Consider the following 26,002-nt stretch of genomic DNA (forward strand, 5'->3'; position numbering starts at 1 on the left):
CATCATGATACTCAAGGATCGGGTCGCAATCGTCACCGGAGCCGGCTCCGGCATCGGCCGCGCCGGCGCGCTGATCATGGCGCGCGAAGGCGCCCATGTGATCGTCGCCGATATCGACTTGGCAAATGGCGAGGAGACCGTGCGCCAGATTACCGGGGCGGGTGGCAGCGCCGAAAGCCTGGTCGTCGACGTCATGGACGATCAGGCGCTTGAGGCCGGCGTCGCAAAGATCGCCGCGAGGCATGGCCGCATCGACATCCTGCACAATCACGCAGGCGCTCAGGTTGCAGGCAATCTGGAAGAGGTCGCTGTTTCCGGTTTCGACGCGTCCTGGAACCTGAATGTGCGGGCGCACTTCATGGCTTCACGCTTTGTCATGCCGGTCATGAAGAAGGCCGGAAAGGGTGTCATTCTCAACACCTCGTCATCATCAGGCGTACTTTATGACCGCGAGATGATCGCCTACACCACCTCCAAGCATGCGGTCATCGCCATGACCCGGCAGATGGCTGGCGACTATGCCCGCTTCGGCATCCGCGTCAACGCGCTCTGCCCCGGCTGGGTCGACACGCCGTTCAACGCGCCATTCATCACGCAGATGGGTGGACGCAGCGCCATTGAAGATTACATCGCCGAGAAAGTGCCGCTTGGACGATGGGCCGATGTGTCGGAAATCGCCGAACCGATTCTGTTCCTCGTTTCCGACCGCTCCTCCTACATGACAGGACAAATCCTCGTCGTCGATGGCGGCGAAACGGTCGTCTAGGCTTACGGACGAAAACGTCGCACCGATGCGTGGAAACAGTGCACCGTCATTCCTCCCAAAGCCAGTCCGGCAACCCCGCTGCAACGCGCCCGACGACAGCCGCCTCAACACAATCGGCAAGGCTGCCAAAGCGCACGGCGCGTCCGCTGAGCCCCGGCCCGTAATGCGCATACTTGCCCGAATTGGTCATGACCGCACGCGTGCCGGGCGGAAAGACCGGCTCGGAGATCGAGCACCAGCAAAGGTCGGGCAAAACCTGCACGCCGCTGCCGCGCAACCGCGCCAGTGTCCCGTCCACCTCCGCAGCCGCGATGACATCGCGTCCTGCCGTGACGATGACCATTACCTCAGGCAAGCGGCGTCGGCCGGCAAAGGCATCGGCGAGCATATGACATTCGGCAAGCGAGGCATGCGGGCTGCCGATGGCGACAAGCTCGACGGCTTCCGGCCCCTCGTTCAGTATTTTCCAGGCGGCTGCCATGTCGGCGCGTGTGATAGTCAGGCGATCGGCATTCGGATCGTGAGCATCGACAGCCTCCGGCGTCACGCCATCGACATGCAGCATGGGAGCAGCAGACGTCGTGCCAAAGGCAGCGCAGAGCGCCTTCAGGTCGTCGCGTGACGGATGTCCGGCGGCAAGACCACGCAGCAACGGAATGCGATCGGGAGACGCCTTTCCGGCGAGATAGCCGATGATCGGCCAGAAAGCATCGTCGCGACCTTCTGGAAGTTCAACGTCGAGGATACGCGTCGCCTTGCGATTTTCATCCAGATATACGCCCGAAAGCGGCGCGCGACCTGTCAACGCAATACAAAGATCGAGGAAATCGGGATGCTTGGCGGTGCGCGCACCAAGCACGCTGTTGGCGAAGATGACGGCATTGGACTCCGCCCAGCCAATGGCCTCGCCGGCGCCCGGTGCGCCGTCGAGCAGATAGGGAGAGCAGGTGAAAGTCGGGCGGCAACCCATGCGCACATAGGCATCCGCCAGCCGCGCGGCGGGATCGCCAAAACCCTCCGGCACGCCCTGCGATCTCCAATTGGCGCGATCGACCGAAATGGCGTTCATGGTGGTAGGTATCCGCACACGCCCGCCGAGCTCAGCCATTTTTTCGGCGAAGGTCAGGTTGGCCGGGCTTGCATAGATACATCCATCGATATGGCCCTGCGTCACGTCGATAAGGGAAGTGGCACCCTGCTGAGCCGCCATGGCGGTCAATATGCGCATGGCCTGAGCGGCCGCAACGCCTTCGTCGCCCTCCAGCATGGACCGGTCGGCTTCCGTCAAGGAAAGCCCGGAGATAGCAGGTGGCAAAAGGGGCATGGTCTCGCCATCTGCGACGACGGCAGCGGTTTCGACCTTGACCGTTTTTGCCTGCGCCAGGCGCGCAAAGACATCCGGATGGAGCCGCACGACAGGCAGCCGCCGGCCGAACATTTCGGCGGCGACAAGCGCGCCGAGCGTCAGCACATCCTCGGCTTCGCAAAAGATCAGGGCAGCCGGCGCGCGGCCTGTCAGCGCGAGATCGAGCAGCACGCCGGAGCCGCTGCAGGAGCCGCGGCTCGAGGGCATCATCAAGATTGCGCCGGTGAGACATTCGCCGTGCAGCGGATGATGGATATCGATGACCTTGCCGGTGGCGGGATCCACCCCACCCCAGAAACTGAGTGCTTCCTGCGTGGCGACGACGCGGCCCTCCGCCGTGCCACCCATGATGCTGCGAGCCGATGCCGTGTCGTTCATATCACCCTGGGTCCATATGCGAGAGGATCGTAAGCGCCGATGTGGAAATCCACATCGGCATGCCTGTTTGCATTAGAAGCGTTGCGGCGAGAATGGCGTCAGATCGATCGCCGGCGCCTGCCGTGTCAAAAGGTCGGCGACAATGCGCGCCGTGCCGGCCGATTGGGTCAAACCGAGATGACCATGGCCGAAGGCATAGATCACGTCCGGCGTCGCCTTGGCACTGCCGATCGCAGGCAGACTGTCGGGCAGCGATGGCCGGAAGCCCATCCATTGCACGCCACCTTCCGGCTTGAGACCGGTCAGGAAAGTGCGCGCCTTCTGCAGCATGGCTTCGGAACGGCGAAAATTCGGCGGCAAGGCCAATCCGCCCAGCTCCACCGCACCGCCGACACGAATGCCGGTCGAAAGCCTGCTGACGACGAAGCCATGGCCGCCGAAGGTGATCTGCGTACGCAGGTCGAAGGCATCGGTCGGAAGCGTCGTGTTGTAGCCGCGCTCGGTTTCGAGCGGCATGTGCTCGCCCAGCGTTTTGGCGATCCGATGCGAGAAGGCGCCGGCGGCTAGGACGACCTTGCCGGCCTGGCGCAGCTTTCCATCCGCAGCCATCACCTCGACCCCAACCGGAAGCGCCCGAAGCGACGAAATCTCCGATGTCTCGATGACGCCGCCGCGGCTGCGGAAATGCGCGGCCAGCGCCAACGTGTAAAGCTTGGGATCGGCAATGGAATACCAGCCCGGCGTGAAGGTGCCGAGGATGAAGCGCGACGCCAACCCGGGCTGGATCGCCGCCATCTCGTCGGCTTTCAGATGCTGGAATTCGATGCCGTGATTGCGGCGAACCTCCCAGCCTTGCAGCGAAGCGCGAAATTCCGCCTCGCTTTCATAGACCTGGAGATTACCCTCCTTGCGCAGCATGGAGAGCGTCTCCGTCGCGGCGAGAAAAGGCTCAAGTTCGGCCTTGGAAAGATCCATCAGGCTTGTCTGCGCCGCCGTGGAGTGGGCTACGCGTGAGGGCTGGCAGGCACGCCAGAACCGAAACATCCAGGGCGCGATCCTGAGTGCATAGGCAGGCGGCACCGAGAGTGGCCCCAGCGGATCGAGGAGCCATTTCGGCGCCTTTTTCAAGATGCCGGGGGACGCCAGCGGCAGGATATCCGTGAAGGCGAAGGCACCGGCATTGCCGGCCGAAGCGCCGGCGGCCGGCCCCTCGCGGTCGACGACCGTGACGCTCAAGCCGCGCGCCTGCGCCGCCAGCGCGGTGGAAAGACCAATGACACCGGCCCCGATGACGATAACGTCCGGTTTTGCCATCAACGCACGCTCGCGAGAGATTTCTGCATTTCCGGATGCTCCGGTTTGCCGAAAATCTGATTAGGCCGGCCGATCCCGATCACCCCGCCCTGACGGATATAGGTGGCGCAATCCGAAGCATCGCGGACGGGCGCTGTCATGCAAATCATGGTCATCCCTCCTCCTCACATGCCCAACGGCACGAGGGCTCATGTCGATTTTTTGTATTCTTTTTGTATTTATAATTTTCAAGTCTATGATGCAAGCAAGCATAATATGGGAGAACCGAAATTGACTGACGTGATCACCCTGACACCGGATGCGCTGCAAGGCCGTGTCGAAGCGATCCTTTCAAAAGCCGGCATCAATGCGCAGCAGGCCGGTGCAATCGCGCGGGTGATTGTCGCCGGCGAACGCGACGCCTGCAAGTCGCACGGCATCTACCGCATCGAAGGCGTGTTGCGTGCGGTCAAGGCTGGCAAGGCGCGGCCGGATGCGGTGCCGGTTCTCGAACAAAATGATGGCTCCGCCATCGTTCGCGTCGATGCCAAGAGCGGCTTTTCCAATGCAGCCTTCGAGCTCGGCATGCCTGTGCTTGCCGAACGGGCCCGCCGCTTCGGCATTGCCGCACTCGCCATCAACGACTGCACGCATTTCGCAGCGCTCTGGCCGGAGGTGGAAGCCCTGACGGATCGAGGCCTTGCCGCCTTTGCCATGTGTCCGAGCTATTCCACGGTGGCACCCGCCGGAGGTACAGCGCCGCTCCTCGGAACCAATCCCTTCGCCTTCGGCTGGCCGCGCCTCGATAATCCGCCTTACGTCTTCGACTTCGCGACGTCGGTTGCCGCCCGCGGCGAGATCGAACTGCATCGGCGCGCCGGCAAACCCCTCCCCGAGGGCTGGGCGATCGATGCCGAGGGCCAACCGACCACGGATCCGGAAGCGGCACTGGCCGGCGCAATGCTGCCGTTCGGGGGGCATAAGGGGTCGGCGATCGGCACGATGATCGAGCTTCTGGCCGGCATCATGATCGGCGACTTCACCAGCCGCGAGGCGCTCGATTATCTCGGCTCCACGGCCTTCGCACCGCGGCATGGTGAACTCATCGTCGCCTTCTCGCCGGAGGCCTTCGCTGCTGGTCGACCTGGAAATCCGCTCGCCCGTGCGGAAGTGCTGTTCGAAGCGATTGTCGGCCAAGGCGCGCGCCTGCCGTCTCAACGCCGCTTTGCCGCCCGCGCTCGCGCGGAAAAGGACGGTATCCCGCTGACAGCAGAGGAAATCCGGCAACTCGATCGCCTTGAGAAACTCGGCCTAGACGCCGTAGCTTGAGCAATATCGAAATGTAAGTGAAAGCCAACGTAAGGTAACAAAAAGAGGCCCATTCGGGCCTCTCATGTTTGGGTTTAAGCTTGCGACCGCCTCAGGCCTTGTACTTTTCCACGGCACCCGGAAGCTTGCTCCATTCCGCATACCAGCTGTTGAACAGCTTGAACTGCGCTTCGACATAGCCGCGCTGGCTATCGTTCAAGACGTCGCTTTCGTTGAAGTGCAGCTCATATTCCTTATCTCCCTTCAGTACCATCATATGCTTGAAGAAGAGAACCAAATCCGGACCTTCATCGAAAGAGGAAAGGACGGCGAGCGCCTGCTCCAGCTCGAGCGCGCGCTGGCGTGCATCGACGTCGCCCTTGGCTGCGGCCTGGACGAGGTTGCAGAGATGAATGACTTCCCTCGGCAGCACGTTGCCGATGCCGGTAATGGCGCCGGTTGCACCGCAATTGACGAAGCCGTGGAAGACCGCCGTGTCAACACCGATCATCAGCGATACGTCATCGTCGCGGCTGGTGATGTTTTCGGCGGCATAGCGCATATCGGCCGGGCCGCCGAACTCCTTGAAGCCGACGAGATTGGCATGTTCAGCGCGTAGCGCGAAGAAGAGATCGGCGCGCGTTGCAAAACCATAGTAGGGGCTGTTGTAGATGACGGCCGGAAGATCGGGGGCGGCCGACAGGATCGCTTTGAAATGCGCCTTCTGGGCGGCGATCACCGAGCCGCGCGACAGCACGCGGGGGATGACCATCAGCCCCTTGGCACCAACCTTCTGGGCGTGGGCAGCGTGGGCTACGGCCGATGCCGTATTGACGGCGCCGGTGCCGACGATGACGGGCACGCCCGCTTTGGCCAGACGATCGACGCCCTCCATGCGTTGCGCATCGGTCAAAAGCGGCCAATCGCCCATCGAGCCGCAATAGACCACAGCCGACATGCCCTCGGCGATCAACTGCTTGCCCTTGCGCACCAGCGCATCGAAATCGGGACTGCGATCGGCTTTGCACGGAGTCATCAAGGCCGGGATCACCCCGGAGAAAATGCTGGACTTCATCTTTCTATCCTCTTGGGCCGGGGGTGGATCGGCTATCAGCCCAGCAGCATCCGCCACCGCGCCTCACCGTTTTCGCAGCATTGATATACCTTTGTATTTATTTTGTCGACAAGAAATATGCAAATCAAAGACTGACGTCGAGACGATCCCCGCGCATCAGCAATTTCTGGATTTGGGCGACGATCTGCTCAGCATGTTCGCGCGCAAGGCGCTCGGCAAGTTCCGTATCCCGCGCCTCGACAGCGGCAATGATTTCATCGTGCTCCTCGACGAAACGACGCGGCAGACGATCGTCGTAGGATTGGTAATAGAGGCGCAGGAGGCGCCGGCCCTCATCTAGCAATCGCGAAAAGAGGCTGGTGAAATAGGGGTTGCGGCCAGCCTCGGCGATCGCGAGATGAAGCGCGGCATTGGTGGAGATCATGGCGAGCGCATCCTGCGCTTCGACGGCATCGGCGAATTCAGCCTGAAGCGCGCGCACACCTTCGAGATCTTCCGGACGGTGATATTTGGCGGCAAGCTGCGTTGTCACCCGATACATCAGCACCAGCGCATCGAAATAGCTATGCATGTTGAGAAAATCGATCTGCGAGACCATGGTCGAGCGGTTGGGCAGCGTATCGATCAACCCCTCGCCTGCCAGCCGCACGAGCGCCTCGCGGATCGGCGTGCGCGACATGCCGAAGCGTTCGGAAAGCTGCACCTCGTCAATGGGACTGCCCGGCGGCAGCTCCAGATCCAGAATCTCGTCCCGCAGGATATCATAGACCACCTTCACGCCGGAGCCGCGCTTGCGCTCGTTTCGGAGGCTTGTTTCATTATCCATGGCTAACTGACCTCTTCTTTCAGCGTGAGAAATAAAGGGGCATGCCAGCTAAATCAACGCCGCTTCCCGGCATTCGGGACCTTTACCAAAAATCGAGGATTACGCCGAGCGAACGTAAACTTCAGCGACAAAGTTGCTGCTCGCATCACAGACCCGGTTTCGTCCGCCTGCCTTCGCCAGATAGAGGGCACGATCCGCTTCGCGACAAAGCTCGGCAAGCGACCTGCATTCCCGGCTCACCTTCGAAATGCCAATGCTCGTCGTCACCACCACATCGGCACCGAGATCCGGAAATCGGGTTCGCTGAACAGCTTCTCGAATGCGCTCGGCCTGGATAAGCGGCTCTCCTGCTTTCAAGGGAAGAAAGATTATGAACTCCTCTCCTCCCTGCCGCGCGAAAATGGCGGACGACGGCAGAATCGCCTCTATTGTTCGCGATACTGCAACGAGAACTTCATCTCCCGCCGCATGACCCCAACGATCATTGAAATGCTTGAAGTGATCGATATCGAGATAAAGAATGGCATCTCCATCCCGAAGCCGTGCGGAAGCGTTCTCGTTGAAGAAGCGGCGATTATAAAGACCGGTCAGGCCATCTCGCTCGGCTGTTTGTCTGAGTTTTATCTGTTGGCGCTCGCTTATGAAAATGACGATCGACAGCGCCAGCACGAACTTGGAAAGGATCATCAGCAGGAAGCCGCTCGCCACATCGAGAAGGACGAAGGAATGGAACGAGAACTCGAAGGCCATTATCAGCGATAGCAGGCTACAGGCCAATAATATTGCGGCAACGAATTTTCTGATCGGCAGCGGTTCGCGAAAGGAATCCCTGAATATGACGATCGCCGCGCCGGCAAGCATCACGCAACCGAGGAAATTGAATGTCACCGCCCGATATGTATTGTTCAAATGAAATGCCGTGAAAGCTCCGACAAGCAAAGTCAGCAGCGCAGGCAGCAATGCAAGAGCCGGTATCACCTTTCTATCGGGATCGCTGATCACCACGAAAGATGAGCCGAGCAGCGAATATCCAAGCACGGCGCAAACGAGATTGATAAGGCTGAGAGGCGCATAGAATGCCGGATAGGTTTCGGCATATCCGGCCAATGTTGATGCCGTAGCGAGAATTACGAAACTTGAGGCAAGCAGACCAACGCCGCGGCTTTCATTCGAGCTATATTTCAAATAACCCAAAGTCGCCGCACCAGCGATATAGGATGTCTTTTGGAGAAAGAGCACCGTCGGCATATCTAATTCATTGATCATCGAAAACTACCAAAGCAGCCGGAAAGCATTGCCGCCTCAATACTCCGAACGATCTAAAGATTTTGCCAATGGGGCTGCTAAAGATCTTGAAAAAGCAGCATCTGCGATAAGTCTTCGCCGAAAGCAGATCACCACTATGGGCGGGACTGGCATCAAGGCAGCACCGGTCGGCTGACGCTTCTCCGCCATTGCGCCGGATCGAAAACTGCCTAGGGTAAACGCCTCGCCTCCGTTGCAGAAAGCTGCCGAATTCAACCTTGGACACGCTATGAGTTTTATGTCGAACAGAGATTTTCTCGAATTTCACTCGTTGCCCCCGAGCGTTATCCTAGGGATTATTGACCGGGCGGACCAACTTGCGAAGCATTGGCATGAACGCACGATGCCACAAGCCCTATTCGGCAAGCGTGTAGGCATCATTGTCGACGACACGGGATGGAGAAACACGACCGCTTTCGATCTCGGCGTGAAGGCGATGGGCGGCATATCTGCTCAACCTCCCATCAGCTTCAGTACTCGCGAACCCACAGCCGATCTAGCGGGCTACCTCGATAATTGGTTTGATCTTCTTGTCGTCAGGACAAAGGAGCTTGCTACTCTGCATGAGCTTGCAGCCGCCGCAGAAGCACCCGTTATCAATGCCCGAACAAGAACCAACCACCCTTGCGAAACGCTTGGCGATCTTGCCTATATCAAGAGGGTAAGAGGAACGCTTGATGGCCTCAAGGTTGTCGGAATTGCGCCAGACGCCAATATATTGAGATCATGGGTCGAGGCATCACGATCGATGCCGATGCACGTCGTCCAGGTCTATCCGGAGCGCTGGCACGTCACCGACCCGGACCTTCTGAACTCGAATTTTGAAAGCAGCAGGGACATTCGCCATCTGCTCGATGCGGACGTCATCATTACCGATTCATGGCCAACGGACGCAGAAGAAGATGCGTTGGCTGAGTATCGGGTGTCGGCTTCGCTTCTCAACGAAGGAAAGCAAGGCGCTATCTTTTTGCCATGCCCGCCAGTCACGAGAGGTCAGGAACTGACGGCGGATGCAATGCTGCATACAGCCTGCCAAAGCCGATTGGCCAAGGCATTTTTGCTTCATGCCCAGAATGCCTTGATTGAGTGGATGATGACGTCGTAATCGTCGATGACGACATGTCTTGCGATGCGACGCAAATAGCGACCACGACTCTGATTGGTTTTCGAACTTTGAAGCGACGGAAGAGCTTTGGCTATAAAGGCGCCTGCGTGACACAATCCTGAAAATCGGAACCGCGGACAATGATCTGGTTTGATGCCGCTCTTGAAAAGCATGCTGACGATGATCTTCTGCGGCGTTCCATCGCGGCTGTACTCAGTGTCGATACCGACAGCGTGGACGTAATCCACGACATAGCGCAAATCGCGGATATGCCGGCAACATGCCTCGTGACGTCGGAAGCTTTCGATGACTATTCGCAGACCATCAGCATCTATCACTCCAGTGATCTGCACCCGCCGCTTCTTCTGGACGCTGCCAGCCAACTGGCACGACTGCTCCAGAGATCGCTCCTGGTTGCCAACGACGAGACAACGAATCCCTATTCTTTCATTCTGATATCCGGCGCCGGAGAGCCTTCCGTCGTTCTGGTGGATCCGGACGCACTCGACGAGAAACATCGCTATGTCATCACGAGCCATACTTCAGGCATGAGCGGACAATCACGGGAGTCCGGCAAATAATTTTCATCCTCCCTGTCGGAATCACCTTCGGTTGGCCGTCCTTGGAATATCAACCGCGTCAACCTGGAGGGATATCGTGGAAAACGCTCAATCAATTTGGCAGACAGCCGCCATTCTCATCGCGCGCCTCATCTTCACCGCCGTCTTTGTGATGGCCGTCTCGTTCAAGTTTATGGATATGGGCGCGACTGCGAGCTACATCGCTGCCGCCGGCTTTCCATTTCCATTATTCTTGGCTTGGTGTGCCGCAATCCTTGAAGTGCTGCTTGCCGTCGCTTTCTTGACCGGTGCTTTATTCGTCCCGGCAACGCTCGTTGCAGCCGTGTATGTCATCTTCCTTGGATTCTCATTCCATGGTCCGGGCCGTTGGGCCGGCAACCAAGCTGAATTCGGCTTCTTCGTAGATCACTTTGTTTTCGTAGCCGGACTGCTCTTCGCCGCCGTGCATGGGCCGGGAAGCGTATTTGCCCTCAGGTGGACGCCTTGGTCGGAAAGGATATGACGCCGCTTCAGCATGATCTGAAGCTGACCGCACCATTCCGTGTTGAGGGGAGATGGGTAATCCGCTGGCGCAAACTTGCAGCACATCGGTCATATCATGAGCGCTAGCGGCTTGGAATTCTCCTCGACGAACCGATACTGCGATAGGTGAAGCAGATTTGGAGACATAAATGCGCTTTCCAGATTATCCCACATAATTTATGAGATGGCGCCACCCCGCGCACTTAGGCACCCCGTCCCCGTTTAGCAAGCCTACCTCCTAGGCGAAGCGAACTATCCACACGATGAGGAGCATGTCGATTAGCAATGCAATCACCAAAAGGAGGCCTACGAGCTTTCGTCGCTCTACCGTCTCCCTGGATTCAATTTTGAAAGCAGCTTTGTAAGCGTTTTCGGTGTCTCGGTCACTCACTGGTCTAATAGAATTTCGAGGGCGCGTCATATTGACGAGGCCGCATGTGACGAAGATGAAAAATAATAGTAGATAGGGGGCCATCTCAAACGCAGCCTTTTGCTGTCCAGCCACTTGCAATTTCTCATTAGATAAACAGGTTTCACCATCCATCGCAATTGAAAGCCGCCTGCGCAAAGCGAGGCGGTTTTGCATTGCCAGAAATTTGCCCCACGTACGTTGCTGCTGCCTGGAAGCGTCAAGCCGCAGGTTTCACAATAGCTTGAGATTATGGTTAATACTTCGCTTAGCCGAAGCTATTTAAGATTTTGCTTCCGCCACACGCCAGCATCTCTGCAATCGGGTTTGGCAATCCGAGAGACCCGATACCGAACTCTCGAACCAAGAGCCGCTTCGGAGAAACAGATTGCAGCTCTAGGGCTCTCCTCCGCGGAGGACCATTGCCGTTGCCTTCCAACCGCAGGAAAAAGCAGCGGCCCCATACCCTGGCGCGCACTACTTCGGCGGTGATTGCATGCTCTTCATGGCTTCGAGGTCTTCATGCGAGACGAACTCGCAAGCCAGCAGGGTCTTGCCCGGGAAGGCCGCGGATTCGCGGGCGACCACGGAGACTACTCCCATCTCGGCCGCGGGCTGCTCAGCCTTGCGCAAAGCGCGCCCATATGACTTCGTTGCGGTGCCGAGGAGATTGCCAAGCCCATCCGGTGTCAGGTGATAGGTCTTAGCCAGATCGTCCGCCCGCAAGCCCTCGACCAGAATGCCGAAGCTTGTTCCGGCGAAGACGATTTCACTCGTCTTGAAGCCTTGGCGGCCAAAGTCCGTAGACATTTTGTATACGGCAGCCGTCATGAGCGACGTATCCGCCTTCGCGAGCTTTTCAGCCTCATCATACATCTTTGTCGCGCTGGTAGTCGAATAAGGCGGCTTGCAAAGGGCGGCTTCGAAGAAGGAAGCTTTGTCGAAAGCAAACGCACTCGAACCGAGCGTGAGTGAAACAACGACGCCCAATGAAAGGGATGCTGCTATGCTCAAGAAGACTTCCCCCAGTGACTGACGAGCCGTTCGAACTTGGATCGTGTCGACCGTGCTGTATCTATCGCTACGATCGCCGCCAGCCAAGTCGCCCATAGCAACTATCTCCAGATTTTTTACCGGGCTCACAGATTAGATGACGACGGTCGCGGAATGTGCTTCAACCTGCGAGAAAACGCACCCTGATATAGAGCAGCCCTCTTCAATGGACCGAAGGGCGCCGGTTTGGCTTTACGACGCAAGACGCGATTTGCGCGTTCCCGCGCGATACCCGCCCCCTGCCCTCGACGGCTTCATTCTCGCAACCGCTTCTCCGTCTGCAGCATCCCTCAAATACGAATGCTCCCTCGCTGCCTTGCCGATGAAGGATGCTACTCGGCGCCGGAGAATTGCAATGGAGAGCCTCGGACATTTGAAGCCAACAGCTGGCGTGGAGCAGCGAAGCCAAACCCATGCAATACTCTGTTACACCACGCTGCGCGCGGACTATTCGAAGGACGCAGCTTCACCAGGCAACCTGAACAACCGCAAATATAAGGAGTACCGTCGACCCATCGCCTATTGACCGTGACTTGCTCCGCTAGCATTTGGTTTGCAGCCGCCCGAATAAAAGGCCCCTCCCCTTTTGAACACACCAACCCGCGCAAACCAGAGCCCTGCGACATTTTCGCAGGCAGCTTGTTACAAATTCGGGATTGAGGGAAGATGCGCCGCGTACGCGCTACCTATCGCGGCTTCGCGAAAGCTAGCCGTCCAACTATAAAAATCTCGTTAACCAAAAACTTGCTGCAGGCTGCACCATCTCATATATGAACGTCGGCTTGGCGTGAGGGCGAACAAGCGGGACAGATTTCTTTGCCATCCCGTCAAAATCACTTCACAATCAGTCCGTAATGGAATTGCACGCAGAGGAACGATTTGATGGAAGAACCTTGGACAACCAATCGCGAGCCGATCGTGGCGACCGAACTCGATGTCAAGAAGGCAGCCGCGATCAACACGCTCTTGCTTCGCCCCATCGCTATCCTACCCGCCAAAGCCGGCGACCCTATCCGTCCTTTTGCGCTTGGCCTCTGGAATGAAATCCGTCCACTTTTGAAACCTGACGTGCCAGTCATGTCTCTGCGTCGCTCCACCAGCGCGTTTCTGCATTCCAAACGATATTATCATGCCTGCGCCCAGCCGGATTCCATGCGGCACGATCTCGCCGGCAATCCCGTCGAGCCGCTTTCGGCCGAAGACAGGCTTGCCGCACAGCAGCGCCTGATCACGCTGCGCCAAACGCAGGCTAAGGCTGCGGCCCAACGCGAAGAGCCGCCACCACCGCCAGCTTTGAGCAAAGCAGAACTCATTCGAGCCTCCCTCCTCGGCCGACGCTCCGATCGCGCCGCCCGCTGATGCGCCTGGGCGCATCGCCTCATATCCTCCTCGCCTTCATTGTGACGACCGTAATGGAAACGCTGCGCCCTTGGCGTGGTGGTGCGGCGATGCAATTGACAGCAGCTCCGGCTGCGTCCCGGTAGTCCGTGGACTACCGGCCCATCAAGCTCATTCATGAAGTGACACGCTTGGACGCGATCAATCCAGAATCCTGTTGGCCTTCAGCGAAAGTGGTCCGCGGACCACTCGCCGTTCGTCCATGAAAATCGGGATGCGAATCGCTATCCAGATCGGCCGTACCTAAATCGCCGAAATAGTAAAGCGGCATCGGATCGAACGTCGCTGCACGCTGTTGATGCGTAAAAACGCATCAAAAACTGCCTTTTATCTAAGCATTTGTAAAACGGACACGAATCGGAGCATATTGTAACTGCGTAGTTCAGTAGCATTCTGTCACAATTGCGCAGTTAATTGGGAAAACAACCATGCAGCCGAGTCTCGTGCTACAAGAAGATCAAGAGCACCTTCCAACGCTTCTGGCGACAGATGCGCAGGAATTGTCTTATCAGCTCCAGCAACATCAGGCAAAGATCTTCCCGCCTCAGTCACAGAAAACTATGCGGATGTTTTCGCCGGCCGAAGCTGCAGCCTTCATCGGCATCGGTGAGGGCTATCTTCGCCAGATCGCAGCCGAAGGCCATGGACCCGACCCGCTTTCCAATGGGCGCCGGCTTTATGCCGCCGAGGATATGGACCGCATCCGCAAGGTACTGGATGAGCGCAACGGGACACCCAAATATGTTCCCTGGCGCAGAGGGTCGGAAAAGCTCCAGATCATCTCGGTCATGAATTTCAAGGGCGGTTCGGGCAAGACCACCACCGCCGCTCACCTCGCCCAATATCTGGCGCTGAGGGGCTATCGCGTGCTGGCCATCGATCTCGATCCGCAGGCCTCCTTGTCTGCCCTCTTCGGTCATCAGCCGGAACTCGATGTCGGTGAAAATGAAACTCTCTATGGCGCCATCCGCTATGAAGAGCCGCGTCCAATCGCCGATATCGTCCGCTCGACCTATACGCCGAACCTGCATCTGATCCCCGGCAATCTCGAGCTCATGGAGTTCGAGCACGAAACGCCGCGCGCAATGGCGGCAGGTCGTGCGGAGACCATGTTCTTTGCTCGCATTGGTGAGGTTCTGACCGAGATCGAAAGTTTCTACGATGTCGTTGTCATCGATTGCCCGCCGCAGCTGGGTTTCCTGACGATGTCTGCGCTCTGCGCCGCGACGTCGATCCTCATCACCGTTCATCCGCAGATGCTCGACGTCATGTCGATGTCGCAGTTCCTGACAATGACGAGCGAGCTTATGTTCGTGGTCGAGAATGCCGGCGGGCGCACCAGCTACGACTGGATGCGCTATCTCGTCACTCGTTTCGAACCGAACGACGGGCCGCAAAGCCAGATGACAGGCTTTATGCGAGCCATCTTCGGCAATCGCATGCTGCAGAATGCCATGGTCAAATCGACGGCCGTTGCCGATGCCGGTGTCACCAAACAAACGCTTTATGAGGTCGATCGTGCCCAATTCACCAGGGGTACCTACGACCGGGCTCTGGATTCGCTCAATCTCGTCAACAGCGAGATCGAGATGCATCTCCGCCTGACCTGGGGAAGGAAATAAATAGATGGCGCGCAAAAACCTTCTTGAAATTTCGGCGCCGAACACGGCGCGCACGGATGCGCCAGCAGCAAAGGACAATCGCCCGATTGCAGGCTTCCTGCCGCAGGCGAGGGGTGGTGGTCCGGTGGGCGGCATTACGAGGACACTCGGAAACATCACGGAGAAGATGGAACGCGCCAGCGACCTCGAACGGCAGCTGGCGGAAGGGCAGACGGTCGTCGACATCGATCCCGATGTCATCGACGGATCCTTCGTTACCGATCGCCTCGAAATAGATCCCATTGAGCTCGGCCAACTGGTTGAGCAAATACGCGAGCACGGCCAGCAGGTTCCGATCCTTGTGCGACCGCATCCGGAGTCCAAGGGGCGCTTTCAGGTTGCCTACGGTCATCGTCGTCTGGCAGCCGCGAAGGAACTCGGCATCAAAGTGCGCGCTGTCGTCCGTCAGCTCACGGATGACCAGCTAGTGGTTAGTCAGGGCCAGGAAAATAGCGCACGCACCAATCTTTCCTATGTCGAGCGAGCGTTGTTTGCGTTGCGCCTCGAGCAGCGTGGTTTCGGCCGCGATATCATCATGGCCGCACTCGGTGTGGACAAGGCAGCGCTTTCCAAGATGCTGATCGTCACGAGGCAGGTGCCTCTGCCGCTTATCAGCGCGATCGGGCCTGCTCCTGAAATCGGCCGCAGACGTTGGCTGGAACTGGGAGAACGTCTTGAGAGCATCGCTTCCGAGCCGATCATTGCCGAGTTGTCCGCGGACAACTATCGGAAAATGTCTAGCGATGAGCGCTTCCAGCAGGCACTCGCTCTGGCAACAGGTAAGCCCGCTTCTGGCAAGAGCACTGCAGCTCCCTCATCCATAGCCGGAGTTCCGGTAACCTTTAAGCGAACGCCGGCGCGCGCCACTTTTGTTTTCGACAGCAAGGCTGCGCCCGGTTTTGACGAGTTCGTGCAGGAGAGACTGCAATCTCTCTTCAACGAGTTTCAGCAAGGAAAGGAAACGTAACCCGCAAAAGAAAAAGGCCCCCAAACGACGTCGTCGTGGAAGCCCTTCTCTGATCTTAAGCAAATCGAGAATCGCATTTCCCCGAATCACAGTCAAGAGTCTTTGACGCCGTTTTGGTGAGCTGTCTTCTTTTGCCACAACGTAGGTGAAAGAAAATGGAAGCCGAATATGTGACGACGCCTTTTGGGCGGCGGCCGATGACGCTTGCCATGTTGATGGCTCAAAGACGAGCCGAGCATGGGAAGCGCATCAAGTCCGTCGACAAATGGAAGATTTATCGCGCGCTCTGTGAAGCTAAGCCTCTTCTCGGGGTGACGGATCGTGCGCTTGCAGTTCTCAATGCGCTCTTAAGCTTCTATCCGAAAAACGAGCTATCGGATGACGCCAACCTGATCGTGTTTCCCTCGAACGCGCAGCTCTCGTTGCGCGCCCATGGGATGGCCGAGCAGACCATTCGCCGCCACTTGGCTGCGTTGATCGCTGCCGGGCTTCTGGTACGCAGGGATAGCCCCAACGGCAAGCGTTATGCTCGTCGGAGCAGGGCAGGGGACCTCAATGAGGCCTATGGCTTCTCATTGGCGCCTCTTCTCGCACGCGCCGAAGAGATCGAGCATCTCGCCACTCGGGTTGCGGCCGAACGGCTCCATATGCAGAGCTTGCGCGAGCGTATAAGCCTCCACAGACGCGATATCGCCAAACTGATCGAAACTGCCATTGCCGAAGCCGTGGAAGGCCCTTGGGAAGCCGTCTACGTGGCTTTCCGTGCGTTGATTGACGGTGTTTCGCGATCTCCCACCGCAATGGAGCTGGACGTTCTCCTGGATAAACTCTGCCGCCTGCACGACCAAATCATCAACCAATTGGAAACACATGTAAAAGCCACGAAACTAAGCGGCAATCCCTATCAAAATGAGCGGCACATACAGAATTCAGACTCCGAATCCCTAATTGAATCTGAAACCGAGGCCGGACAGCAAGAAATGCCACTGGACGAGACCGTATTTCCGCGGACAACACCACAGACGCCCGAAGCGGCAACATCTCCGGGCGTTATCGGACCAACATCCTCAACAATGCGCAGCTTTCGCGTTGAAGCTCGTAACGAGACTGCGATGGAGCTAAAGTCCTTCCCACTGGATCTCATTCTCCGCGCTTGTCCAGACATCATGTCCTATGGACCAGCAGGGACTATCAACAACTGGCGTGATCTGCTTGCAGCCTCGATCATCGTCAAATCAACACTCGATATCAGCCCTGGAGCCTATCAGGAGGCCTGCAGGATCATGGGGACAGAAAATGCTGCCACCGTCATCGCCTGCATCCTCCAACGCGCCCCATACATCAATTCAGCCGGCGGCTATCTTCGCGATCTGACCCGGCGAACGGAGAAAGGAGAGTTTGCGATCGGTCCCATGCTTATGAGCCTTCTGCGGGCAAATACGACCGCGCCAAAGGTGGCCTAGCCGGTTCTAATTTCAATGTGGAAAGATTGATATCCGGTTCCGCCTAGGCCTCGATACGGAGCGCTGGTTTAACGCAGACCTGATCAAGTCTGCTGAGACGCATCGACCACGGTTTTGGTTGATGCGAAAGACGGCGCAGCCCTCCTATAGGGCTAACGGCAGGAAAGAGAGGGATAGCTTCTGATTGAGGCTTTATCTCAATGAAATCAATCGGCTAGAGGCTGTGTAAAATTCAGCCAGGTCAGCCGAAATAAGTCATAGGAGGCGTTCTTATCGTCCGCCGATCTCAAGTTTTTATGCCGTTTTTACCGGCAAATGTCCATATATTTTCGCGTCGATCCGGCGCTATGGTATCCACAGGCAAGCTTACCGCGCAGGCATTTGGACGCGACAGGAGAAATTGCATCCCGGCTCCCTTAAACAGGCGCGGCAATGATCAATGATCCCGGCCGTCACCTGTCAAATTTCCTGATTTGGCTCTCGGCCACCGTCACGGCTGGTCGCAGATCGGGATCGGCTTGGCAGGCGGTGCCGGATGGTCCTTCTTGTATTGCACGATGATCGGTTCGAGGGTTTCCTTCGGCCAGAACTTAGGCGTGCCGATCTCCTTCAAGCAGGAGTCGTTCCAATATAATCCGGATTGGGCCGGAGAGCGCCCCGCCGCAACGGCTTTGGCGATCGCCTTGATGTCCGAGGACTCCGGATAGATGTAGAGCGTCGTCGGATTGTCCTTCACCATGGAAATGATCTGATTGGCATCCGATGCCGCCCAACTGGTGCAGCCGTCGCTACGGCCGCCAGCATATTCCACCAGCTTTCCGAGCGGAACATATCCGTCCCGGTTGGCGTAGGGGCTCTGCGGATCCTTCTTCATGCAGATGCCCGCAACCTTGGCGGCCGCATGTCCGCCGATCGCCCTTTCGCGAGCATTCGCGGTCTCGCCTTCGCCATCGAACTGGAGGAACGTGCGAAGATAGGCAGCTTCCTTGGTTTGTGAGAGCTTGTAGTAGCCCTTGAAGGTCGTCTTCGTCTCCTCCGTCACATAGGAACCGCCCGTCGTCAGGTTCGAGTCCATCGCATTGCCGAAGTTCTTGGCGCACATGCGGCCGTTGCCGAAATCAGCTACGCCCTTGAGATCGCGGCCGCTGCCGTGGCCGGATGAAACGACACGGAACGTCTGTGTCGCCTCGCAAACGATGTAGAAGCGGCCCGCGGACTTGCCGTCATTTGGAGTGTTCGGACGAGTTGCGTCCATGGCGAAATAGCAGGGATTTTTGACCGTGCCTTCGCTCACCTTTCGCATGTAGAGCGCGCGGGCTCTTTGCAGGACTGGTTGAGCGATCTGCCCGTCGCCGGTACCGACATAGGCTCCGAGCCAGGCCGGAATGTCCGGCTGCCGGGTGGCTGCCAGGGATTGCGATGTTGCGGGAATGACGAGGGCGAGGGAGCAGAGGCTGAGCATCTGGGGGACGCTTCGAAGGGCATATCTCAACCGCACGGAATTAGTTCTCCTATCAAATATTCTGGGTCGGCATTCGCTGCTGCCGTCAAAAGCAATGTTGACAGCCTGCCTGCCCCACAAGCTCGCCTGCCAAACGCTTAGATCCAGAACTCATACTTGTGCGCTGCTTTGCTGAACTAGATCCTAACAGATGCCGGAAATCCTGGCTGACGAGGAAAATTGCTCGCCTGTCATTGATCGACTCCATCCGTTTTGCGCCAGCATTCTTCAGCGATCGCGGCGCAAATATGGCGGACTTGAGGCGGTGAGGGCGCCAACAAAGCCTTGATGGGCTTATGCCGCGTCACGAGGTGGGGTGTGCTGCTTCTGCAAACGCGGCAAGCCGTCTTCCAGATTGAAGGACAGAATTTGCTCGCTCACCTATCCATGGACGGCGGGCGCGTAAAATTCCGGATAATGCAACGGCATCATCCCTTACGATGTCGGGGTGTTGCCGATGTCGCTCTTCGGTGTCTGGATCAGGTCGACAAAGTGGTCGGCCACTTACTGCGATGGCAGATGGGGAGCGGGAAAGTCCAGCACCCGGCTGGTATAGCTTTCGATCAGTGCGCTGAATGGTGTTCCATCCGGCAGCTTCAGCACGGCATGGTGTTCGAGAAGAAAGGAAGGCAAGGCGAGAGACCCGCTCCCGGATGGCGGCAGATCGGCGCCGGTTTCCCATCCTTGCGGGAGCGGCGACCAAAGGAGCTTTGCCGACAGGTTCGTGCGGGTGAAATTGAGAGCCTGAACGGCACGGCCGAACGCGATGTCGCTCGTATCGAGCGACTTGTTCATTTCGGCTGTGAGCTTTGCCGGCACGTACCAATTGTCCGCCTCGGACAGAATACGATCCCCGCAAGCCAGACGAACGCGACGATAGGCGACAGGTTCGTCAGGTCCGACCGCCAGCAGCTTCCGGATTGAATCGTCGGCCGGCTTGTCCTGACCGCGCACGCGCTGCGCAACGATTTTCGAGCCATCCGGTGCAAGCTTATGCGCAGCACACCAGCGATCGAGCGTCAGCGTGGCACTGGCATTGCTGAGGAGATCGGCATTCAGGGTCTGCAGGATTGCCAGTGCTTCCAGACGCGAGGTCGGCGTGTCGGGCCACTGAGAGGCAGCCGGCATTTCCTGCGCCGTCGCCGTGTGCGCGCCAAGCGCGATGGCGACGGAGCTGCCGAGGGCAATCATGCGGACGAAAGACGGGGGCTTTGATGGCATGCGATGAAATCCTCTGCACTGATGATTTTACAGGCCGGAACCTAATGGCTGAGAAATGCGCCGCTGGCATAGATGGCAGGCTTGCCGCTATTGGCAAGACGCGAAAAGGCTGTTGCGGACAAGCGCGGCAACTGGCCGCAAAATCATCCGCTGTCTTCCTTACTGAATAGGATGCTTACGATCCGATCGCATTCAGGCTGGTGAAAGCCAACTGAATGAGACCGGCCGTGGCGATGAAGGCCAGTGCTGAGACGAACAGCGCCGCCAGGATCAGCAAACCGTCCCGTGCCATCAGGGCGACTGAGATCGCCATGAGGGCAACGACCGGCATATAGTTGCCGAGCGGGATCGGAAGGACAATGGCGACGGCCAGCAGGAAGATCGGAAAAGACAGCAGCCATTGCATGGTGCCGCCCGTGAAAGCGGCCAGACGGCCCGGACGAACGACAGTTTCGACCTTGGCGAGGATCGGCGCGCTGTAGCGTACGATGAGTTCCACGATTACTGGCGAAAGCCGGCGTCGGTTGATAAAGGCCGGTAGCCATATCCTCCGGCGGCCCAGTGCGATCTGCACCGCCACCAGAGCGAGAGCGCTTCCGAAGACGACGCCGAACGGTCCTGGGATCGGGATCAGTGCCGGCAGCGAGAGAAAGAGGATGGTAAAGGCCATGCTCGTGTGCCCGAGGCCGCTGAGCACCTCGCCGATGGAGATGCCGCCCTGCTCATGGGTGAGCCTGGCGAGATGGTGCAGGCGAGTGGATGCCCTGTCATCATGCCCAGTCGTATCGGCAGCCTGTTCTGTCATCGGACATCACCAGATAAGGTCACCGGAATTTCTTGTTTGCACAAAGCGTCAGGCTTCATCGACACCTTCGCCCTTTCCCTGGATAAGCCTGATGACGGGCGCGCAGTCCGGATTGCTTTTATCGAGCAGATCGGCAGGGCTGCTCCAGCCGGTCGACAGGCCGATGACGGTTGAAATCGTCCAGAAAGTGTCTTCGGAGGCGCGTTGCGCCAGTGCCGGGACCTCGGACGAGAGACATGCCTGCGATTGCCTGATGATCCCGACAGGCTGGCCGGCGGCAGCGGCATGCCGCTCGATTTCGGCTTGAAGCGGGCCAAGGGCGAAAGTTGCAAAAAGGGCTGCGAGGAGATTGGAGATCATGTCTGTACCTTGTCGGAAATCTGTTTGAAGCGGGGAGGGAAGTGCCCCAAGCGGGGCACCTCATGGCGTCAGGCGCTTTCAGCCTTGTCGCGCGTCTTCAGCAGGCTCCAGCCGACGCCGCTTGCAATGATCGCGAAGGTGATGCCGAGCGAGAGGACGGCCGGGAATTTTTCGAGACCCAGCATATCGGCGACGAAGATCTTCGAGCCGATGAAGACGAGCACGACGGCGAGCGCGGGCTTCAGGTACCGGAAGCGGTGGATCATGGCGGCAAGCGCGAAATAGAGGGCACGCAGGCCAAGGATCGCGAAAATATTCGACGTATAGACGATGAACGGATCGGTGGTGATCGCGAAGATCGCAGGAACCGAATCCACGGCAAAGATGACGTCGGCGACTTCGATCAGCACGAGCGCCATGAAAAGCGGCGTGATGAACCAGACCATTTTTCCGTTCTGCGGATGCGGCTGCTTGACGAAGAAGCGCTCGCCATGATGGTGGTCGGTGACGTTGAAGCGGCTGCGCATGAAGCGTACCAGCGGGTTCTTTGACACATCCGGTTCGGTATCCTTCACGACCAGCATCTTGATGCCGGTGATGATGAGGAAGGCGGCGAAAACATAGAGCAGCCAGGAGAACTCGGCCACCAGTGTCGTGCCGACGCCGATCATGATCGCGCGCAGCACGATGACGCCGAGAATACCCCAGAAGAGCACGCGGTGCTGATAGAGGCGAGGCACGGCGAAGAAAGCGAAGATGAGGGCAATGACGAAGACGTTGTCGAGAGCCAGCGTCTTTTCCACGACGAAGCCCGTCATGTAGGCCAGGCCGGAATCGGCACCGAGATACCACCATACCCAGCCGCCGAAGGCGAGGCCGAGCGTGATGTAGAGAACGGAGAGTTTGATGCTCTCGCCGACACCGATCTCCTTGTTTTCCTTATGCAGCACACCGAGATCGAAGGAGAGAATGGCGATGACGAGCGCAAGGAAGCTTACCCACATCCAGAGCGGCTTTCCCAGCCACTCCACGAAGAGCAAAGACGTTTCCATGTCGGAAAACCCCTGTCGGCGCGGTGTCGGAAAGGTCCGACATCGCGAGAGCGCCGACGGCTCTCACCAGAGGGGCCCGGACCAGCGGGTTGGCCAATAGCTGGGAAGCCGACGTCGGCGTTTCAAGGGTTTGCGTGCATTTTGCAAAGACGACAATGTCACGTAGCGTCTAAGGGTTGGTTCGACCGATATGGATGCCGTAAACGCTTGCCCTTTCCTGCGCGACGAAATCAGCCAGGGCGGGAGGAATTTCGACCTGGGCGGTATGCCGCGCGAGAATATGGAATCCCTTCGGAAGACAGGTCGCGATGCGGCCGATGATCGTTTCATAATCGACGATCAATATCTCCTGTCCGGCCACAAGGTCGAACAGCAGCGGATCGTCGATCACATGCTCATTTTCACAAAACCAGTAAGAGGAGATTGTCAGGTCGGGAAGATACCCGATCTGCGCCGGCAGGCTTCGTTGCTCGAACTGGAAACGTCCCGGCAGGCCAGCCGCTGACATCAGCTCCCTGGCGAGAGCGAGCTGATGTTCGGATATGTCCAGCCCGTAAACCTCGAGCTCGGGATTTCCGGCAAGATAGGCAAAGGCAAGGCTGAAGGCGCCCGAGCCGCAGCCGAGATCGCATACCCTTCTATATTTGTGGACCGTTGCTTCGAGGCTGGTAAGTACCTGCAGGCACTTCAGTGAATTTCGCATTCCGAACGCACGCGTGAAGGCATCGGCGGAACGACTATAGTCGAATATCTCGATCTGGCGCCTGCTTTCGACAGCATTGCGCAAGGCAATGGAATCGTTGCTGGGATGGTATAGATGATTACATCTGAGCAGAACTTCGGCAAATTCTTCGAAATGCCGCGTCTGTACGTCCGTGCCGGTCATGCAAGCCTGTCCTCGCCAAGGATATTGTCTTTGGCGTGATTGGAAAGGCTGCATGCGCCGAAAGCAAGCCCTCAAAACTTGCCCATGATGCCCGGTAGGGCAAGGGCGCGCAACAACGATCATCGAACGTCGGCGCCGCCATGTCAGCCTTGCGGCAGGGCGATCGGAAATCCTTCGAAGGTCTTGAGAGTATCGAGGACGATTGCCGTCTTCACATGCTGGACCGATTCATGCGGAAGCAGCACGTCGTTGACGAAACGGGAGAGATCGGTAAGCCCGCGGGTGGCGACCTTCAGGTGATAGTCCATTTCTCCTGTCAGCGCATAGGCTTCCAGCACCTCCGGCAGACCGTTGATGAGCTGCGAAAACCGGCGGGCATTATCCCTGTTGTGGGTGGCAAGCGTCACCGAGATGACGACGAGCATGTCCAGCCCCAGCTTCTGCCGGTCGAGATTGGCCTGGTAGCTGCGAATATAGCCTTCTGCCTCCAGCCTCGTGCGTCGCCTCGAGCATTGCGACGGCGAAAGCGCAATGCGCTCGCCGAGCTCGTTGTTCGTCAGTCTGCTGTCTTTCTGAAGCTCCTCCAGCAGACGCAGATCCAATTTGTCGAGCTGTTCATCCATTGCACAAAACTCTGAGAATCCTCACGAAGCGTGTGTAGTATTCGCTTATCTTATGAGGATGGCAAGTTTGACATCATGAATGTCGGCTTAGCTTGCATGACGAAGGTTGCGCGGATTGTGTCGAATTGGAAAGAAGGTCCGTAGGTTCGGCTGGCATTTTAGATGCGGCACACACAATCAATCTTACTTACCGATCGTCGTTTTGGAATTAGCGGTTGAGAAAGTTGACTCCATTTTACGTGATTGTCATCTGGCTTTTATAAGTGGGGAGCGGGAAGCAACCAAACGCAGGGGGTATAAATGCGTAAACTTCTTCTCGCCATGATGTCTGCGGCCTTGATGTCCGGCGCAGCCCATGCAGCGACAGTCTATCCGTTGGACCGGGCAACGGTACTTGCCGGCTCTCCGTTCGATTTCAAGGTGGAATTCAACAAGGTCGTCAAGCCGGAAGACGTGAAGGTCACGGTCAACGGCGAAAGCTACGACGCGGTTTTCGGCAAGGCGGCTGATTTCGTCGCAGAAGAGAAGGGCGCTGAAGACAAGGTACTCGGATCGGCCCTGATCCTGCGCGGCATCAAGCTCGCAAAGCCCGGCCAGTACAAGGTCGAGGTTTCGGCCGGCGACGAGAAGAAGTCCGTCAACTGGGATGTCTATGGCACGTCGGCCACGCCGAAGGCCAAGAACATCATCTTCCTGCTCGGCGACGGCCTCTCTGTTGCACACCGAACCGGCGCCCGCATCATGTCCAAGGGCATGACCGAAGGAAAGGCCAATGGCCGTCTTGCCATGGACGATATCCCGCCGGTCGCCTTCATCGGCACCTCCTCGACCTCTGCGATTGCCACCGACAGCGCCAATACCATGTCGGCCTACATGACCGGCCACAAGTCGGCCGTCAACGCCCTCGGCGTCTACGCCGACCGTACGCCGGCAAGCCTGGACGACCCGAAGGTCGAAACGATCGGCGAGGCGTTGCGCCGCACCGGCAAGAAGTCGCTCGGCATCGTCACCACGGCCGAAGTCGAAGATGCGACGCCGGCAGCGCTCGTTTCCCATACCCGCAAGCGCGGCGACAAGGCGGAGATCGTCGGCATGATGTACGACGTCAAGCCGGATGTCCTGCTCGGCGGCGGCTCGGCCTATTTCCTGGCGAAGAGCGTTCCTGGCTCCAAACGCAAGGACGACAAGGACTATATCGCGCTCTTCAAGGATGCCGGCTATGCCGTTGCGACCGACAAGAACGAACTGGCGGCGGCTGCCGGCTCCAACCAGGACAAGCTGCTTGGTCTCTTCCACACCGGCAACCTTGACGTCACGCTCGATCGTGAATTCCTGAAGAAGGGCACCGTCGACAAGTTTCCGAACCAGCCGGGCTTGGTCGACATGACCAAGGTCGCGCTCGATAAGCTTGCCAAGAACCCGGACGGCTTCTTCCTGGTGGTGGAAGGTGCCTCCATCGACAAGATGAGCCATCCGCTCGACTGGGATCGCGCTCTGGTCGAAACCATCGAGTTCGACAAGGCCGTTGCCGTCGCCCGCGAGTTTCAGGCCAAGAATCCGGATACGCTTGTTGTCGTCACCGGCGACCACACGCATGGCGTTTCGATCATCGGCACCGTCGATGACGAAAAGAAGGGCACCGAGATGCGCGAGAAGGTCGGCACCTATGCGGCTGCCGGCTTCCCGAACTATGAGGACAAGGATGGCGACGGCTATCCGGATCGCGTCGACGTTTCGCGTCGCCTGTTCATGGCCGCCAACAATGGTCCGGACCACTACGAGACCTTCCGCCCGAAGCTCGATGGTCCTTTCGTGCCGGCTGTTCAGAACGAGAAGAAGGAATACGTCGCCAATGAAGCCTATAAGGACGTGCCCGGTGCCGTCTTCGTGCAGGGCAACATTCCGCGGGACGAGGACAGCGGTGTCCACGCCGTCGATGATGTCGTGCTGCAGGCGGCTGGTCCCGGCGCCGAAGGCTTCCGTGGCTACATGGAACAGAGCGATGTCTACCGTGTGCTGGCCGATACTTTCGCGTTCGGCTCCGAAAAGATGTAAGTTGTTACAGATCGTATGACCAT

At 58.1% G+C, this 26,002-nt stretch carries 25 protein-coding genes; 11 read left to right on the top strand and 14 right to left on the bottom strand.

Going from position 1 to position 26,002, the window contains the following annotated elements; translation table 11 throughout:
- Window positions 1-4 precede the first annotated feature (4 nt).
- Entirely contained in the window at window positions 5-766 is a 762-nt protein-coding gene (locus FBZ99_RS22265) for an SDR family NAD(P)-dependent oxidoreductase (protein ID WP_113350730.1), read from the top strand.
- 46 nt (window positions 767-812) lie between these two features.
- Here FBZ99_RS22265 and lhpI read toward each other — a convergent pair whose 3' ends face one another.
- The 3 genes from lhpI to FBZ99_RS33215 form a co-directional block, all read right to left on the bottom strand.
- Window positions 813-2,510: a cis-3-hydroxy-L-proline dehydratase gene (gene lhpI / locus FBZ99_RS22270; RefSeq protein ID WP_113350729.1), complete on the bottom strand. Its 1,698-nt coding sequence runs from the start codon at window positions 2,508-2,510 to the stop codon at window positions 813-815.
- A 72-nt stretch (window positions 2,511-2,582) separates the two neighbouring features.
- A complete protein-coding gene (locus tag FBZ99_RS22275) occupies window positions 2,583-3,824 on the bottom strand; it encodes an NAD(P)/FAD-dependent oxidoreductase (RefSeq protein ID WP_113350728.1) in 1,242 nt (413 codons plus the stop codon).
- Window positions 3,824-3,979: a hypothetical protein gene (locus tag FBZ99_RS33215; protein WP_162748757.1), complete on the bottom strand. Its 156-nt coding sequence runs from the start codon at window positions 3,977-3,979 to the stop codon at window positions 3,824-3,826. Before FBZ99_RS33215 ends, FBZ99_RS22275 begins: the two co-directional genes overlap by 1 nt.
- 100 nt (window positions 3,980-4,079) lie before the next feature.
- Here FBZ99_RS33215 and FBZ99_RS22280 point away from each other — a divergent pair, with 100 nt between their 5' ends.
- Window positions 4,080-5,132 (top strand): Ldh family oxidoreductase, encoded by a 1,053-nt coding sequence (locus tag FBZ99_RS22280; protein ID WP_371864849.1) that lies wholly within the window; start codon window positions 4,080-4,082, stop codon window positions 5,130-5,132.
- A gap of 91 nt (window positions 5,133-5,223) precedes the next feature.
- Here the strand turns inward: FBZ99_RS22280 and FBZ99_RS22285 are convergent, their stop codons facing one another.
- The 3 genes from FBZ99_RS22285 to FBZ99_RS33845 all read right to left on the bottom strand — a co-directional run bounded on the left by FBZ99_RS22285 (window position 5,224) and on the right by FBZ99_RS33845 (window position 8,278).
- Entirely contained in the window at window positions 5,224-6,186 is a 963-nt protein-coding gene (locus tag FBZ99_RS22285) for a dihydrodipicolinate synthase family protein (protein ID WP_113350727.1), read from the bottom strand.
- Window positions 6,187-6,310: 124 nt separating this feature from the next.
- Complete coding sequence (locus FBZ99_RS22290) at window positions 6,311-7,012, bottom strand: GntR family transcriptional regulator (protein WP_113350726.1); 702 nt, start codon at window positions 7,010-7,012, stop codon at window positions 6,311-6,313.
- Window positions 7,013-7,111: 99 nt separating this feature from the next.
- Window positions 7,112-8,278, bottom strand: coding sequence for a GGDEF domain-containing protein (locus FBZ99_RS33845; RefSeq protein WP_113350725.1), 1,167 nt, complete (start codon window positions 8,276-8,278; stop codon window positions 7,112-7,114).
- Here FBZ99_RS33845 and FBZ99_RS22300 point away from each other — a divergent pair.
- The 4 genes from FBZ99_RS22300 (at window position 8,271) to FBZ99_RS22315 (ending at window position 10,505) form a co-directional block, all read left to right on the top strand.
- Window positions 8,271-8,453, top strand: coding sequence for a hypothetical protein (locus FBZ99_RS22300; protein ID WP_145634858.1), 183 nt, complete (start codon window positions 8,271-8,273; stop codon window positions 8,451-8,453). The genes FBZ99_RS33845 and FBZ99_RS22300 overlap by 8 nt on opposite strands.
- Window positions 8,454-8,546: 93 nt before the next feature.
- On the top strand, window positions 8,547-9,422 hold the full coding sequence (locus FBZ99_RS22305) for an ornithine carbamoyltransferase (protein ID WP_113351049.1): 876 nt from the start codon (window positions 8,547-8,549) through the stop codon (window positions 9,420-9,422).
- A gap of 140 nt (window positions 9,423-9,562) precedes the next feature.
- Window positions 9,563-10,003: a hypothetical protein gene (locus FBZ99_RS22310; RefSeq protein ID WP_113350724.1), complete on the top strand. Its 441-nt coding sequence runs from the start codon at window positions 9,563-9,565 to the stop codon at window positions 10,001-10,003.
- Between the two features lie 76 nt (window positions 10,004-10,079).
- On the top strand, window positions 10,080-10,505 hold the full coding sequence (locus tag FBZ99_RS22315; RefSeq protein WP_173004572.1) for a DoxX family protein: 426 nt from the start codon (window positions 10,080-10,082) through the stop codon (window positions 10,503-10,505).
- Between the two features lie 906 nt (window positions 10,506-11,411).
- Here the strand turns inward: FBZ99_RS22315 and FBZ99_RS22320 are convergent.
- Window positions 11,412-11,948: a hypothetical protein gene (locus FBZ99_RS22320; protein WP_145634861.1), complete on the bottom strand. Its 537-nt coding sequence runs from the start codon at window positions 11,946-11,948 to the stop codon at window positions 11,412-11,414.
- A gap of 921 nt (window positions 11,949-12,869) precedes the next feature.
- Between FBZ99_RS22320 and FBZ99_RS22325 the strand changes: the two genes are divergently transcribed.
- The 4 genes from FBZ99_RS22325 (at window position 12,870) to repC (ending at window position 17,476) form a co-directional block, all read left to right on the top strand.
- Window positions 12,870-13,346, top strand: a complete 477-nt coding sequence (locus tag FBZ99_RS22325) for a ProQ/FINO family protein (protein WP_113329495.1) — start codon at window positions 12,870-12,872, stop codon at window positions 13,344-13,346.
- Window positions 13,347-13,813: 467 nt separating this feature from the next.
- Window positions 13,814-15,007, top strand: coding sequence for a plasmid partitioning protein RepA (gene repA / locus FBZ99_RS22330; protein ID WP_145634865.1), 1,194 nt, complete (start codon window positions 13,814-13,816; stop codon window positions 15,005-15,007).
- A gap of 4 nt (window positions 15,008-15,011) precedes the next feature.
- Window positions 15,012-16,013: a plasmid partitioning protein RepB gene (gene repB / locus FBZ99_RS22335; RefSeq protein WP_113350721.1), complete on the top strand. Its 1,002-nt coding sequence runs from the start codon at window positions 15,012-15,014 to the stop codon at window positions 16,011-16,013.
- Window positions 16,014-16,168: 155 nt separating this feature from the next.
- Window positions 16,169-17,476 (top strand): plasmid replication protein RepC, encoded by a 1,308-nt coding sequence (gene repC / locus FBZ99_RS22340; RefSeq protein WP_113350720.1) that lies wholly within the window; start codon window positions 16,169-16,171, stop codon window positions 17,474-17,476.
- 490 nt (window positions 17,477-17,966) lie between these two features.
- Here the strand turns inward: repC and FBZ99_RS22345 are convergent, their stop codons facing one another.
- From FBZ99_RS22345 to FBZ99_RS22375, 7 genes are all read right to left on the bottom strand, one after another.
- Window positions 17,967-18,974 carry a hypothetical protein gene (locus FBZ99_RS22345; protein WP_113350719.1) on the bottom strand — a complete coding sequence of 336 codons (1,008 nt, stop codon included), beginning with the start codon at window positions 18,972-18,974 and terminating at the stop codon, window positions 17,967-17,969.
- 507 nt (window positions 18,975-19,481) lie between these two features.
- Window positions 19,482-20,198, bottom strand: coding sequence for a hypothetical protein (locus FBZ99_RS22350; RefSeq protein ID WP_113350718.1), 717 nt, complete (start codon window positions 20,196-20,198; stop codon window positions 19,482-19,484).
- A gap of 175 nt (window positions 20,199-20,373) precedes the next feature.
- On the bottom strand, window positions 20,374-21,003 hold the full coding sequence (locus FBZ99_RS22355) for an exopolysaccharide biosynthesis protein (RefSeq protein WP_113350717.1): 630 nt from the start codon (window positions 21,001-21,003) through the stop codon (window positions 20,374-20,376).
- Window positions 21,004-21,051: 48 nt separating this feature from the next.
- Window positions 21,052-21,363, bottom strand: coding sequence for a hypothetical protein (locus tag FBZ99_RS22360; RefSeq protein WP_113350716.1), 312 nt, complete (start codon window positions 21,361-21,363; stop codon window positions 21,052-21,054).
- A gap of 68 nt (window positions 21,364-21,431) precedes the next feature.
- Entirely contained in the window at window positions 21,432-22,415 is a 984-nt protein-coding gene (locus tag FBZ99_RS22365) for a TerC family protein (protein ID WP_113350715.1), read from the bottom strand.
- Between the two features lie 169 nt (window positions 22,416-22,584).
- Window positions 22,585-23,301, bottom strand: a complete 717-nt coding sequence (locus tag FBZ99_RS22370; RefSeq protein WP_113350714.1) for an SAM-dependent methyltransferase — start codon at window positions 23,299-23,301, stop codon at window positions 22,585-22,587.
- 143 nt (window positions 23,302-23,444) lie between these two features.
- On the bottom strand, window positions 23,445-23,924 hold the full coding sequence (locus FBZ99_RS22375; protein WP_113350713.1) for an Lrp/AsnC family transcriptional regulator: 480 nt from the start codon (window positions 23,922-23,924) through the stop codon (window positions 23,445-23,447).
- A 300-nt stretch (window positions 23,925-24,224) separates the two neighbouring features.
- On the opposite strand from FBZ99_RS22375, the gene FBZ99_RS22380 reads away from it, so the two are divergent.
- Window positions 24,225-25,979, top strand: a complete 1,755-nt coding sequence (locus tag FBZ99_RS22380) for an alkaline phosphatase (RefSeq protein WP_113329506.1) — start codon at window positions 24,225-24,227, stop codon at window positions 25,977-25,979.
- The last annotated feature ends 23 nt before the right edge of the window (window positions 25,980-26,002 follow it).

The organism is Rhizobium sp. ERR 1071, assembly GCF_007828675.1.
Taxonomy (GTDB): Bacteria; Pseudomonadota; Alphaproteobacteria; order Rhizobiales; family Rhizobiaceae; genus Rhizobium; species Rhizobium dioscoreae.

Bases quoted from the DNA above. Each gene is read 5' to 3' on its own strand.
- FBZ99_RS22265 (WP_113350730.1), top strand. From the start codon at position 5: ATGATACTCAAGGATCGGGTCGCAATCGTCACCGGAGCCGGCTCCGGC.
- lhpI (WP_113350729.1), bottom strand. From the start codon at position 2,510: ATGAACGACACGGCATCGGCTCGCAGCATCATGGGTGGCACGGCGGAG.
- FBZ99_RS22275 (WP_113350728.1), bottom strand. From the start codon at position 3,824: ATGGCAAAACCGGACGTTATCGTCATCGGGGCCGGTGTCATTGGTCTT.
- FBZ99_RS33215 (WP_162748757.1), bottom strand. From the start codon at position 3,979: ATGACCATGATTTGCATGACAGCGCCCGTCCGCGATGCTTCGGATTGC.
- FBZ99_RS22280 (WP_371864849.1), top strand. From the start codon at position 4,080: ATGGGAGAACCGAAATTGACTGACGTGATCACCCTGACACCGGATGCG.
- FBZ99_RS22285 (WP_113350727.1), bottom strand. From the start codon at position 6,186: ATGAAGTCCAGCATTTTCTCCGGGGTGATCCCGGCCTTGATGACTCCG.
- FBZ99_RS22290 (WP_113350726.1), bottom strand. From the start codon at position 7,012: ATGGATAATGAAACAAGCCTCCGAAACGAGCGCAAGCGCGGCTCCGGC.
- FBZ99_RS33845 (WP_113350725.1), bottom strand. From the start codon at position 8,278: ATGATCAATGAATTAGATATGCCGACGGTGCTCTTTCTCCAAAAGACA.
- FBZ99_RS22305 (WP_113351049.1), top strand. From the start codon at position 8,547: ATGAGTTTTATGTCGAACAGAGATTTTCTCGAATTTCACTCGTTGCCC.
- FBZ99_RS22310 (WP_113350724.1), top strand. From the start codon at position 9,563: ATGATCTGGTTTGATGCCGCTCTTGAAAAGCATGCTGACGATGATCTT.
- FBZ99_RS22325 (WP_113329495.1), top strand. From the start codon at position 12,870: ATGGAAGAACCTTGGACAACCAATCGCGAGCCGATCGTGGCGACCGAA.
- repA (WP_145634865.1), top strand. From the start codon at position 13,814: ATGCAGCCGAGTCTCGTGCTACAAGAAGATCAAGAGCACCTTCCAACG.
- repB (WP_113350721.1), top strand. From the start codon at position 15,012: ATGGCGCGCAAAAACCTTCTTGAAATTTCGGCGCCGAACACGGCGCGC.
- repC (WP_113350720.1), top strand. From the start codon at position 16,169: ATGGAAGCCGAATATGTGACGACGCCTTTTGGGCGGCGGCCGATGACG.
- FBZ99_RS22350 (WP_113350718.1), bottom strand. From the start codon at position 20,198: ATGCCATCAAAGCCCCCGTCTTTCGTCCGCATGATTGCCCTCGGCAGC.
- FBZ99_RS22355 (WP_113350717.1), bottom strand. From the start codon at position 21,003: ATGACAGAACAGGCTGCCGATACGACTGGGCATGATGACAGGGCATCC.
- FBZ99_RS22360 (WP_113350716.1), bottom strand. From the start codon at position 21,363: ATGATCTCCAATCTCCTCGCAGCCCTTTTTGCAACTTTCGCCCTTGGC.
- FBZ99_RS22365 (WP_113350715.1), bottom strand. From the start codon at position 22,415: ATGGAAACGTCTTTGCTCTTCGTGGAGTGGCTGGGAAAGCCGCTCTGG.
- FBZ99_RS22370 (WP_113350714.1), bottom strand. From the start codon at position 23,301: ATGACCGGCACGGACGTACAGACGCGGCATTTCGAAGAATTTGCCGAA.
- FBZ99_RS22375 (WP_113350713.1), bottom strand. From the start codon at position 23,924: ATGGATGAACAGCTCGACAAATTGGATCTGCGTCTGCTGGAGGAGCTT.
- FBZ99_RS22380 (WP_113329506.1), top strand. From the start codon at position 24,225: ATGCGTAAACTTCTTCTCGCCATGATGTCTGCGGCCTTGATGTCCGGC.